Origin of the sequence: Kitasatospora sp. NPDC127067 (assembly GCF_042724755.1) — a bacterium.
GTDB lineage: Bacteria > Actinomycetota > Actinomycetes > Streptomycetales > Streptomycetaceae > Kitasatospora > Kitasatospora lactacystinica.
This window is the reverse complement of sequence record NZ_JBHXEM010000189.1, coordinates 1-12,313: the sequence shown is the minus strand read 5'-3', so window position 1 is coordinate 12,313 and position 12,313 is coordinate 1. Positions and strand designations below refer to the sequence as shown.

The 12,313-nt window shown below is 76.7% G+C and carries 3 protein-coding genes; all 3 read right to left on the bottom strand.

The genetic code is table 11. The features are described 5' to 3' along the window. A partial coding sequence (locus ACFWJ4_RS38715) for a beta-ketoacyl synthase N-terminal-like domain-containing protein (protein ID WP_380553376.1) occupies positions 1-1,367 on the bottom strand: 1,367 nt, incomplete at its 3' end. A gap of 69 nt (positions 1,368-1,436) precedes the next feature. After that, positions 1,437-6,305, bottom strand: a complete 4,869-nt coding sequence (locus ACFWJ4_RS38710; protein ID WP_380553373.1) for a type I polyketide synthase — start codon at positions 6,303-6,305, stop codon at positions 1,437-1,439. A 30-nt stretch (positions 6,306-6,335) separates the two neighbouring features. After that, positions 6,336-12,313, bottom strand: a 5,978-nt coding sequence (locus tag ACFWJ4_RS38705; protein ID WP_380553370.1) for an SDR family NAD(P)-dependent oxidoreductase, incomplete at its 5' end; no start/stop codon positions are given.

The following is a 12,313-nucleotide window of genomic DNA, read 5'->3' as shown; positions in this document are numbered from 1 at the left end:
GGCGGGGGCCCGGGGGCCTGCCCCTGTTTGCCGGGGGCTTGGGGGCCGCACACCCCCCCCCTGGAGCCCGCCGAGCGGCGGGGCCGGTGGGCGCCCGGCCACGGCCGCGGCTCGGTCAGCAGCCGGACCGTGCCGGGCGACCAGTCGACCTGGGCGGAGGGCCGTTGCGCGTGCAGCGTGGGCGGCAGGGTGCCGTCGCGCATCGCCATGACCATCTTGATGACGCCGGCCACCCCGGCGGCGGACTGGGTGTGGCCGATGTTGGACTTGATCGAGCCGAGCCAGAGCGGGCGCTCGGCGGAGCGGCCGCGCCCGTAGGTGGCCAGCAGCGCCCGGGCCTCGATCGGGTCGCCGAGCCGGGTGCCGGTGCCGTGGCCCTCCACGGCGTCCACGTCCTCGACGCTCAGCCGGGCGTTGGCCAGCGCCCGGCGGATCACCCGTTCCTGCGCCGGGCCGTTCGGGGCGGTGAGGCCGTTGGAGGCGCCGTCCTGGTTGATCGCGCTGCCGCGGACCACCGCGAGCACCTGGTGGCCGCGGCGCCGGGCGTCGCTGAGCCGTTCGACCAGCAGCAGGCCGATGCCCTCGGACCAGCCCGCGCCGTCGGCCTCGTCGGAGAACGCCTTGCAGCGGCCGTCCGAGGCCAGACCGCCCTGGCGGCCGAACTCGACGATCTGCATCGGGGTGGTCATCACCGTGACGCCGCCGACCAGCGCCAGGTCGCAACCGCCCTCGCGCAGCGACTGGACGGCCAGGTGCAGCGCGACCAGGGAGGAGGAACAGGCGGTGTCCACGGTGACCGCCGGGCCCTCCAGGCCGAAGGTGTACGACACCCGGCCGGAGGCGATGCTGGAGGCGGTGCCGGTCATCAGGTGGCCGGCCACGTCCTCCGGCAGGTCCATCCCGGGGCCGTAGCTGACCGAGGTGACGCCGACGAAGACCCCGGTGCTGGAGCCCCGCAGCGACAGCGGGTCGAGCCCGGCGTCCTCGAAGGCCTTCCAGGAGGTCTCCAGCAGCAGCCGCTGCTGCGGGTCCATCGCCAGCGCCTCGCGCGGCGAGATCCCGAACAGGTCCGCGTCGAACTCCCCCGCGTCCTCGACGAATCCGCCCGCCCAGGACGGCTCGTCGGCCAGCGAGAGGTCCCAGCCGCGGTTCGCGGGCAGCGGACCGATCGGGTCCTGGCCGGTGCTGACCATCCGCCACAGGTCGTCCGGGGAACGCACGTCGCCCGGGTAGCGGCAACTCATCCCGACGATGGCGATCGGCTCGCCCGCCGCGGACTCCAGGTCCCGGACCCTCCGGCGGGTGTGTTGCAGCTCGGCGACCACCCGGGTGAGGTAGTCGCGGAGCCGCTGGGCGTCGTCCGCCATCGGCCGCGCATCATCTGCCATCGAAACTGCCGCCTTCCAAGATTGTCCCCGGCCACCACGCACCCCTGCTCACGAGAGGCCGAGATCCCGGTCGATCACGTCGAAGAGCTCTTCGTTGCTGGCCCTGCTGAGCTGGTCCCTCAGGTCGTCGAAGGCGACCGGGTCGCCGCCGCCCGCGCCCCGGTGGCGGGTGAGCAGCGCCTCCAGCCGCAGGACCACCCGGACCCGGTCCACGTCGTCCTCCGCCCGGGCCAGCAGCGCCTCTTCGAGCAGGTCCAGCTCCGCCGTCGAGGGCAGGGCCGCCGCCGCGTCGTCGGGCAGCGCCTCGCCCAGCAGGTGGGCGGCCAGCACCGCGGGCGTCGGGTGGTCGAACACCACGGTGGCGGGCAGCGGCAGGCCGGTGGCCTCGCCGAGCCGGTTGCGCAGTTCGACGGCGGCCAGCGAGTCGAAGCCGAAGTCCCGGAACGGCCGGTCGACGTCGATCGCGGCCGGGCCGTCGTGCCCGAGCACCACGGCCGCGTGGGTGCGGACCAGGTCCAGCAGGACGGGCTCGCGGTCGGCGCCCGGCAGGGCGGCCAGCCGCTCGCGCAGGGCGGCGAGCCGGTTCCGGTCCTCGCCCTCGGTGACGGTGACCGCGGCGAGCGCCCGGACCTCGGGCAGTTCGGCGAAGAACCGGTTGGGCCGCAGCGCGGTGAACGCGGGAACGAACTGCTCCCAGGCGATGTCGGCGACGGTGACCGCTCCGGTGTCCAGGTCCAGCGCCCGCTGCAGGGCGTGCATCGCCCGGTCCGGCGCCAGCAGCGAGATGCCGCGCCGGCGCATCGGCTCCTTGATCGCCTGGTCGACCATGCCGCCGCCGTCCCACGGCCCCCAGGCGACGGCCAGCGCGCGCACGCCCTCGGCGTCGCGCCGCTGCGCCAGGGCGTCGAGGTAGGCGTTGGCGGCCGCGTAGCAGGCCTGTTCGCCGACGCCCCAGACGCCCGCGATGGAGGAGAAGTGCACGACCGCGTCCAGCCGGCGCTGGTCGAGCAGTTCGTCCAGGTGCCGGGCGCCCGCGACCTTGCCGGCCGCGGTCCGGTCGAGTTCCGCGAAGGTGGTGTCGGCGAGCGGCGCCGAGGCGCTGACCCCCGAGGCGTGCACGACGGCCCTCAACTTCGGTTCCATCGCGTCGAGTTCGGCGACCAGTCGGGCGGCGTCCGCGCGGTCCGACAGATCGCAGGCGACCACCGTGACCCGGGCGCCGAGCTCCGTCAGCTCGGCCTCCAGCCCGGCCAGCCCGGGGGCGCCGCGGCCGCCCCGGCTGACCAGCACCAGGTGCTCGGCGCCGCCGGCGGCCAGCCACCGGGCCACCTGCCCGCCGAGCGCGCCGGTGCCGCCGGTCACCAGGACCGTGCCGCGCGGCTGCCACGCGGGCGCCTCCGGGTCGGCCGTCGGGGCGGGCAGCAGCCGGCGGGCGAAGACGCCCTCCGGGCGGACCGCCAGCTGGTCCTCGCCGTCGGCGGCGGTCAGCAGGCCGGCCAGCGCGTCGTAGTCCTCCTCCTCGGCCCCGGCGGGGAGGTCGATCAGACCGCCCCACAGCTGCGGGTGCTCCAGGGCGGCGACCCGGCCCAGGCCCCAGACCGGCGCCTGGCCCGGCTCGGCGGGCGGCTCGTGGTCACCGGTGGACACCGCGCCCTCGGTCACGCACCACAGCGAGCCGTCGATCCCGGCGTCCAGCAGGGCCTGGACGAGCAGCAGCGTGGTGGCCGTGCCCCCGGGGAGCGCCGGCACCTCGGGGTGCGGCCCGGTCTCCAGCGCCAGCAGGGAGAGCACGCCGGCGGGCCGCCGCCCGTCGCCGACGGCCTGCCGCAGCCGGACGGCCAGGTCGGTCCGGTCGGCGGCGTCCGCCGCGACCGGCACCGTCACCACCGTGGCGCCGTGCCGGGTCAGGCCGTCCCGGTGGGCGCGCACCCGCTCGTCGTCGGCCGTCGCGGCGGGCACGACCAGCAGCCAGTCGCCGGTGAGGGCGGGGGCCGGGGCGTCCGGGACGGGCTCCCAGCCGACGTGGTAGCGCCAGCCCGCGACCTCGGCCTCCTCGCGATCGCGCCGGTGCCAGTCGGACAGCAGCGGCAGCGCGGTGCGCAGCGACGCCCGGACCCCGGGGTCGGTCACGTCGAGCCGGTCGGCGATCGCGTCGGCGTCCTCGCCGGCCAGTGCCGCCCAGAGGCCCGGGTCGACGGGCCCGCCGGCCGGCGCGGCCACCGGGTGGAGCCAGTACTTCTCGTGCTGGAAGGGGTAGACCGGCAGCTCGACCCGGCGGCCGTGGCCGTCGAAGAGCACCTGCCAGTCGACCGCGGTGCCGCGGGTCCACAGGTCGGCCAGCGCGGTGACGAACACCCCGGTGTCGTGCCAGCTGCTGCGCAGCGCCGTCGCGGTGAGCGCCGACTCGGGCAGGTTCTCGCGGGCCATCGCCGTGAGCACGCCGTCGGGGCCGAGTTCCACGAACCGGCCGACCCCCTGGGCCTTGAGGCATTCGACGCCGTCGGCGAACCGGACGGTCTCGCGGACCTGCCGCGCCCAGTAGTCGGGGGTGCGCAGCAGCTCGTCCTCCACCGCGCCGGTGAGGGTGGAGACGATCGGGATGCGGGGCTCGGCGAAGGAGAGCGTCGCGAGGACGGCCCGGAACTCGTCCAGCATCGGCTCCATCAGGGCCGAGTGGAAGGCGTGCGAGACCGTCAGCCGACTGGTCTTGCGGCCCTCGGCCGTCCAGTGGGCGGCGAGTTCGTCGATGGTGTCCGCCGTGCCCGAGACCACCGCCGAGCCGAGGCTGTTGAGCGCGGCCACGTCCGCGGTGCCGGTGACGGCCGCGAGGGCCGCCGCCACCTCGGGCTCGGTGGCCTGCACGGCGAGCATCGCCCCGCCGGCCGGGAGCGCCTGCATCAGCCGGCCGCGCGCGGCGACCAGGGCGCAGGCGTCCGCCAGGGTCAGCACCCCGGCGCAGTGCGCCGCCGCCACCTCGCCGATCGAGTGGCCGAGCAGGAAGTCCGGCAGCACGCCGAAGGACTCGAACAGCCGGAAGAGGGCCACCTCCAGCGCGAACAGCCCGGCCTGGGCCCACACCGTCTGGTGGAGGTCCCGGCTCCCGCCGAACACCACGTCCTTGACGGAGTGCTCCAGGCGCGGGTCCAGCTCGGCGCAGACCGCGTCGAAGGCCCGTTGGAACACCGGGAAGGCCTCGTACAGCTCGCGGCCCATCCCGGTCCGCTGGGCGCCCTGGCCGGTGAACAGGAAGGCGCTGCGGCCCTCCCCCGCCACCCCGGTGACCACGGCCTTGTCGGGCAGGTCCCCGGCCAGCGCGGCGAGCGCGTCGGCCAGGCGGTCCCGGTCGGCGCCGAGCACGACGGCGCGCCGCTCCAGGGGCGCCCGGGAGAGCAGCGAGCGGCCGACGTCGACCGGGTCGGGCTCGGTGTCGGCGACGAAGGCGTGCAGCCGACCGGCCTGGGCGCGCAGCGCCTCGGTGGTGCGGGCCGCCAGCAGCCAGGGCACCACGCCGGGGGCCGGCTGCCCGGGATCGGCCGGGGCCTCGGCCTCCGGGGCCTGCTCCAGGACGACGTGGGCGTTGGTGCCGCTGATGCCGAAGGAGGAGACGCCCGCGCGGCGCGGCCGGTCCAGCTCGGGCCAGGGCTCGGCCTCGGTCAGCAGCCGCACCGCGCCGGCCGACCAGTCGACCTGCGGGGTCGGCTGTTCGGCGTGCAGGCTGCGCGGCATGGTGCCGTGGCGCATCGCCTGGACCATCTTGATGACGCCCGCCACGCCGGCGGCGGCCTGGGTGTGCCCGAGGTTGGACTTCACCGAGCCCAGCCGCAGCGGCCGGTCCTCGGGCCGGTCCTGACCGTAGGTCGCCAGCAGGGCCTGGATCTCGATCGGGTCGCCCAGCCGGGTGCCGGTGCCGTGGCCCTCGACGACGTCCACGTCCAGCGTGGTGAGCCGCGCACTGGCCAGCGCGTCCTCGATGACCCGCTGCTGGGCGGGGCCGTTGGGCGCGGTCAGGCCGCTGGAGGCGCCGTCCTGGTTGACCGCGCTGCCCCGGACCACCGCGAGCACCTGGTGGCCGAGCCGCCGGGCGTCCGAGAGCCGCTCCAGCAGGAGCATCCCGACGCCCTCGGCCCAGCCGGTGCCGTCCGCGCCGGCGCCGTAGGACTTGCAGCGGCCGTCCGAGGAGAGCCCGCCCTGCCGGGCGAAACCGGTGAAGGTGTCCGGGGAGGCCATCACGGTGGCGCCGCCCGCGAAGGCCATCGTGGTCTCGCCGGAGCGCAGCGACTGGCAGGCCAGGTGCAGGGCGACCAGCGAGGAGGAGCAGGCGGTGTCGATGGTGACCGCCGGGCCCTCCAGGCCGAGGGTGTAGGAGATCCGGCCGGTGGCGACGCTGCTCATGTTGCCGATGCCGAGGTAGGCGTCCACCCCCTCGGGGACGTCGATCATGCGGGCCGCGTAGTCCCGGTACATCAGCCCGGCGAACACCCCGGTGCGGCTGCCGCGCAGCGCGTACGGGTCGACGCCGCCGCGCTCGCACGCCTCCCAGCAGGCCTCCAGCAGCAGCCGGTGCTGCGGGTCCATGGCGGTCGCCTCGCGCGGCGAGATGCCGAACAGCGTCGGGTCGAAGCCGTCCGCGTCGTGCAGGAAGCCGCCGCTGCGGGCGAATCCGGCGTCCTCGCCGACGTCCCAGCCGCGGTCCTCGGGGAAGGCGGAGACGGCGTCCACGCCCTCGGACACCAGCCGCCAGAGCGCGTCCGGGCCGTCCACGCCGCCGGGCAGCCGACAGGCCATGCCGACGATCGCGATCGGCTGGCGGTCGGCCGACTCGGCGGACTGCAGCCGTTGCCGGGTCTGGTGCAGTTCGGCCGTGACGCGCTTGAGGTAGTCGCGCAGTTTCTGCTCGTCCGCCATGTCAGGCCTCACAGGGTGTCGGGTAGGGGTTCGGCAGCAGGGTCACGAGGCGCCCAGTTCCTTGTCGATGAAGTCGAAGAGGTCGTCGTCGGTGGCGGTGTCCAGGCCGGCCACCACGTCCGGCGACCCGGCGGCGGGAGCACCGTCCTCGAAGCGGGCCAGCAGCGCCTGGAGGCGCCGGACCACCGTGATCCGCTCCGCCTCGGCCGCCTCCGCCAGCTCGGCCTCGATCCGCTCCACCCGGTCGGTGAGCGAGGCGGCCGAGGTGCGCGGCGGGGCGATCCGCCCGGTCAGGTACTCGGCGACCCGGGCGGCCGACGGCTGGTCGAACACCAGCGTCGCGGGCAGCCGCAGCCCGGTCCGGGCGGACAGCCGGTTGCGCAGTTCGACCGCGGTGAGCGAGTCGAAGCCGAGGTCGACGAAGCCCCGGTCGGGCGCGACGGCCTCCGCCGTGGCGTGCCCGAGGACCTGCGCGACGTCCGCCCGGACGGCGTCCAGGACGATCCGGGCCTGCTCCGCGGGGGTGCGGCCGGCCAGCTGACGCGGCAGCGAGGGGCCGTCGGCGGCCGCGTTCGCCCGGCGCGGGCCGCCGGGCAGCAGTCCGCGCAGCAGGGCCGGGACGGCACTGTCGGCGGTGCCCGGCCGGGCCGGCAGGTCGAGCCGGACCGGCACCAGGTGGGCGCGGTCGGTGGCCAGCGCCGCGTCCAGGAGCGCGAGGCCCTGTTCCGCGGTCAGCCCGTCGCCGAGCCGGGCGGCCCGGTCGCCGAGGTGCCCGGTCATCGCGCTGGCCTCCGCCCAGACGCCCCAGGCGAGCGAGAGGCCCGGCAGCCCGAGCGCCCGGCGCCGCGCCGCGAGGGCGTCCAGGAAGGAGTTGGCCGCCGCGTAGTTCGCCTGGCCGGGCGAGCCGAAGGTGCCGGCCGCCGAGGAGAACAGCACGAACAGCTCCAGGTCCGTCCCCGCGGTCAGCTCGTGCAGGTGCACGGCCGCGTCGGCCTTGGGACGGAACACGGTGGCGACCCGGTCGGGCGTCAGCGACTCGACCACGCCGTCGTCCAGCACGCCGGCGGTGTGCACCACCCCGCGCAGCGGGCGCTCAGCCGGGATCGCGGCGAGCACCCGGGCCAGCGCGTCGCGGTCGGCGGCGTCGCAGGCCACCACCTCGGCGCGAGCGCCGAGTGCGGCCAGTTCCGCCGTCAGTTCGGCGGCTCCGGGGCTGTCCGCACCGCGCCGGCTGAGCAGCAGCAGGTGCCGCACGCCGTACGCCGCGGCCAGGTGGCGGGCCACCAGTCCGCCGAGCACGCCGGTGCCGCCGGTGACCAGGACGGTGCCGCCGGGCTCGGTCGGCGCTCCCGTACCGGGGCGCGCCGCGGTGTCGGCCGGCGCTGCGGCGCCGGCCCGCGCCCGGGCCAGACGGGGCACCAGCACCCGCCCGTCCCGGACCGCCAGCTGCGGTTCGGCACCGGTCGCGTACGGGTGCCAGGCGTCGTCCCCGGGGTCCGCGTCGACCAGGACGAACCGGTCCGGGTGCTCGGACTGGGCCGAGCGCAGCAGGCCCCAGACCGCCGCGCCGGGCAGGTCGCGCACCCGGCCGGCCGGGTCGACGGCGCCGGAGGTCAGCACCACCAGCCGGGAGGAATCGAACCGCTCGTCGGCGAGCCACTGCTGGACGGTCGCCAGCGTCTCGGAGGCCGCCCGGAGCGCGGCACCCGCGTCGCCGACGGTGTCGGCGGCGGCACCGGTGTCGGTGTCCGTGTCGGCGGCGGGACGGGCCACGAGGGGCAGCACCACCACCGGGGGTGCCTGCGCCCCGGCGGGCAGTCCCGCCAGCGAGTCGATCCGCTCGCCCGGCACCCCGGCCACGGCCGGCGTCCCGTCCCCGGCGAGCACCCACCACGCGGAGGCGTCCACCGGCGGCAGGGCCGGCACGGGCGTCCAGTCGACCGCGAACAGCCAGTCCCGACCGGGCTGTCGACCGGTCTCCGGCAGCTGTTCGACGGCGGTCTCGCGGAGCACCAGCGAGTCGACGGAGGCCACCGGCGCGCCGATCCCGTCGGCGGTCCGGATCAGCACGCCGTCCTCGGTCGGGGTGACCGCGACGCGCAGCACCGTGGCGCCGGTGGCGTGCAGCCGGACGCCGGTCCAGGCGAACGGCACCCGGGGCACCGGGCCGCCGGCCTCGACGAAGCCGATCACGTGCAGCGCCGCGTCCAGCAGCGCCGGGTGCAGCCCGAACCCGGGCGCGGCCGCGGCCGCCTCCTCGGGCAGCGCCACCTCGGCGTAGACCGTCGCGCCGTCGCGCCAGGCCGCCCGGACCCCCTGGAAGGCCGGCCCGTAGCCGTACCCGCCCTCGGCGAGGGCCGGGTAGAAGCCGTCCAGCGCCAGTGGTTCGGCGCCCGGCGGCGGCCAGGCCGCGAGGTCGTACTCCTGCGCCGCGAGGTCGTGTTCCCGCGCCGCGCCCCCGGCGCCCAGGACGCCGGTCGCGTGGCGCACCCACGGCGCCTCGCCCTCGTCCGGCCGGGCGTGGATCTCCACCCGGCGGTCGCCGTTCTCCTCCGGGGCGGCCACCCGCGCCTGGACCTGCACCCCGCCGGTGGCCGGCAGGGGCAGCGCGGACTGCACGAGCAGCTCGCGCAGGATCGTCGAGCCGACCTGCTCCCCGGCCCGCAGCGCCATCTCCACGAACGCCGTCCCGGGCACCAGCACCCGGCCGAGGACGGCGTGGTCCGCCAGCCAGGGCTGGGTGGCGAGCGACAGCCTTCCGGTCAGCAGCACCTCGTCCCCGCCGGCCAGCGCGACCGTCGCGCCGAGCAGCGGGTGGTCCGCCGCGCTCTGGCCGACGCCGCCCACGTCGCCCACGCCGGTGGCGGGCTCCAGCCAGAACCTGGTCCGCTGGAAGGCGTAGGTCGGCAGCGGCACCCGGCGTCCGGCCGGCAGCACGGCCGGCCAGTCGACCTCGACGCCGGCCGCCCAGAGCCGGCCGAGCGCGCGCAGCGCCGTCCCGGCCTCCTCGGGTTCGCCGCGGCGCAGCGCCGGGACGAACACGCCCTCGGTGACGGACTGCTGGGCCATGCCGCACAGCACGCCGTCCGGGCCGAGCTCCAGGTGGCGGGTGACGCCCCGGCCGGCCAGGTGCGCGATGCCGTCGGCGAACCGGACGGTGCCGCGCACATGGCGGGCCCAGTACCCGGGCGTCCGGATCTCCTCGGGGTCGACCACCGCGCCGGTCAGGTTGGAGACGATCGGGATCCGCGGCTCGTTGAAGGTCAACCCGGCCAGCACCTCGGTGAATTCGGCCAGCATCGGCTCCATCAGGGCCGAGTGGAAGGCGTGCGAGACGGTCAGCCGGCTCGTCCGGCGGCCCTCGGCCGCCCAGCGCCCGGCGAACTCCTCGACCACCTCCGTCGGACCCGAAACCACCACCGAGGTCGGGCCGTTGACGGCCGCGACGTCCAGCCGGTCACCGATCTCCGAACGCACCTCGGCCTCGGCGGCCTGCACCGCGAGCATCGCGCCGCCCTCGGGCAGCGCCTGCATCAGCCGGCCGCGCGCGGCCACCAGGGCGCAGGCGTCGGCCAGCGAGAACACGCCCGCCGCATGGGCGGCGGCCACCTCGCCGATCGAGTGGCCCAGCAGGAAGTCCGGGACCAGGCCGCAGGACTCCGCCCAGCGGTACAGGGCGACCTCGACGGCGAACAGGCCCGCCTGCGCCCACATCGTCCGGTCCAGGTCGACGCCCTCGAAGACCACGTCCTTGACCGGCCGGTCGAGCCACCGGTCCAGCTCCGCGCAGACCGCGTCGAACGCCGCCGCGAACACCGGGGAGACCTCGTACAGCCCCCGGCCCATCCCGGCCCGCTGCGCGCCCTGCCCGGTGAAGAGGAAGGCGAGTCGCCCGGGGCCGCCCGCGGCCGCCGGTGCCGCCTCCTCGGCCGCGAGCCGGTCGAGCTGGCGCAGCAGGTCCGCGCCGTCCCGTCCGACGGCGACGGCCCGGTGCTCCAGTTCGGCCCGGGTGGTGGCCAACGACCATGCCACGTCGGCCGGTTCGGGTGCGGGCGCCGCCGCGAGGTGGACGCGCAGGGAGCGCGCCTGCTCACGCAGGGCGGCCTGGGTCCCACCGGAGAGCGGCCACACCACCGGGCCCTCGCCCATGGTCGTCGGCCCCGCCGGTCCGCGGCCCGCGCCGATCGGCTCCATCGGGCCGTGGCCCGTGGTGGTCGGCCCGGCCGGGCTCGGGGCGGACTCCAGGATGATGTGCGCGTTGGTGCCGCTGATGCCGAAGGAGGACACTCCCGCCCGGCGCGGCCGGTCGGCCTCGGGCCAGGGGCGCGCCTCGGTCAACAGCTCGACCGCCCCGGCCGACCAGTCCACGTGGTGGGTCGGCTCGTCCACGTGCAGGGTGGCGGGCAGGACACCGCGGCGCATCGCCTGCACCATCTTGATGACGCCCGCCACACCGGCCGCGGCCTGGGTGTGGCCGATGTTGGACTTGATCGAGCCCAGCCACAGCGGCCGGTCGGCCGGACGGTCCTGGCCGTAGGTCGCCAGCAGCGCCTGGGCCTCGATCGGGTCGCCCAGGCTGGTGCCGGTGCCGTGCGCCTCGACCGCGTCCACCTCGGCGGCGAGCAGCCGGGAGTCGGCCAGCGCCTGCCGGATCACCCGCTGCTGGGACGGCCCGTTGGGGGCGGTGAGCCCGTTGGAGGCGCCGTCCTGGTTGACCGCGCTGCCGCGGATCACCGCGTGGATCTCACGGCCGTTGCGCAGCGCGTCGGAGAGCCGCTCCAGCACCAGCACCCCGACGCCCTCGGACCAGGTGGTGCCGTCCGCCGCCGAGGCGAAGGGCTTGCACCGGCCGTCGGAGGCCAGTCCGCCCTGCCGGTCGAACTCGGCGAAGATGTTCGGACCGGCCAGGACGGCCACGCCGCCGGCCAGCGCCAGCTCGCACTCGCCGCGCCGCAGCGCCTGCGCGGCCAGGTGCATCGCCACCAGGGAGGAGGAGCACGCGGTGTCCACCGTGACGGCCGGGCCCTCCAGGCCGAAGGTGTACGCCACCCGGCCGGAGACCACGCTCATCGAGGTTCCGGTCAGCAGGTAGCCCTCCGCGCCGGGCGGGAGCTGGGCGCCCACACCGTAGGTCGAGGCGTACGCCCCGACGAACACGCCGGTCGGGGAGCCGCGCAGCTCCGGGGCGACCAGGCCGGCCGCCTCGAAGGCCTCCCAGGAGGCCTCCAGCAGGATGCGCTGCTGCGGGTCCATCACCAGGGCCTCGCGCGGCGAGATCCCGAACAGCTCGGCGTCGAAGCCCGCGACGTCGTCCAGGAAGCCGCCGCGCGGGGCGTAGGACGCGTCCCCGACCCGCCAGCCGCGGTCCGCCGGGAACGGGGTCACCCCGTCGAAGCCCTCGGCCAGCAGCCGCCACAGCTGCTCGGGGTCGTTGGCGCCCCCGGGGTAGCGGCAGCTCATGCCGACGATCGCGATCGGCTCGTCGGCGTTCGCGGCGAGGACGGGCGCGGCCGGGGCGGGGGCCTGCGCCACCCGCTCGGACAGCGCCTCGGCGAGGTGGTCGGCCAGCGCGTCCGGGGTCGGGTAGTCGAAGACCAGGGTCGCGGGCAGCCGCAGCCCGGTCGCGGCGTTCAGCCCGTTGCGCAGTTCCACGGCGGTCAGCGAGTCCAGCCCGAGGTCCTTGAAGGCCTGCTTCGCACCGACCGCGTCCACCCCGGCGTGGCCGAGCACGGTCGCCACATGGGCCCGCACCAGGTCCAGCAGGTGCGCACGGCGCTGCTCGGCGTCCAGGCCCCGCAGCTGCTCCAGCACCGCGGCCCGGCCGCCGGCACCGCGCTCGGCGGCGCGGCTCCTCGGGGCCCGCACCAGGGCGCGGAACAGCGGGGGGATCCCGCCCGTCCGGGGCGCCCGGAGGTCGAGGGTCACCGGCAGCAGGTGCGGTACGGGCAGGGTGATCGCCCGGTCGAACAGGGCCAGGGCCTGCGCGGTCGGCAGTCCCGAGCCGCTGCGTGCCGAGGAGA